Raw genomic sequence first — 693 nt, 5'->3', positions numbered from 1 at the left:
ACCGGAGTTCAAGCTTCTAAAGATGAAAATGGTAAGCTTGTTCTTACTTCAGCTGATGGTAGAGGGATTAAAATCACTGGAGATATAGGGGTTAGTTCTGGAATTTTAAATACTCAAAAAGAAAATTATGGAAGATTATCTTTAGTAAAAAATGATGGTAGAGATATTAACATCAGCGGAAGCAATCTTAGTGCTATAGGTATGGGTGCTACAGATATGATTTCTCAATCTTCGGTATCTTTAAGAGAGTCTAAAGGTCAAATTGATGCAAATACAGCTGATGCAATGGGTTTTAACTCTTTTAATGGTGGAGGAAAACAAATTATAGCAGGTTATACCTCTGTATCTGCTTATATGAGTAGTGATGGTTCAGGTTTCTCTCAAGGTTCAGGTTTTTCTATAGGTAGTGGTAAAAATATATCTATAGGTTTGGAATCTGGTGCTGTTTTTATTTCTTCAATGTCTACAGCAAGTAATGTATATACTATTTCTGCTGGTTCAGGTTTCTCTGGAGGTTCAGGAAATTCTCAATTTGCGCTTTTAAAAACTTCAACAGGTAATGCGGCTGGAGTTGTAAGCGAAACAGCCGGCGTAACTACTCTTAAAGGTGCTATGGCTGTAATGGATATAGCCGAAACTGCTATAACTAATCTTGATCAAATCAGAGCAGACATAGGTTCGGTGCAAAATCAA

1 pseudogene is annotated in these 693 nt (G+C 36.4%); it reads left to right on the top strand.

From position 1 onward, the window contains the following. Positions 1-693, top strand: a pseudogene (locus ELQ05_RS08125) (flagellin); the annotation flags it as partial.

This window comes from Campylobacter sp. US53 (assembly GCF_004378995.1).
Taxonomy (GTDB): Bacteria; Campylobacterota; Campylobacteria; order Campylobacterales; family Campylobacteraceae; genus Campylobacter_D; species Campylobacter_D jejuni.
Note: the sequence above shows the minus strand (reverse complement) of the source record. Positions and strands in the feature narration are given on the sequence as shown.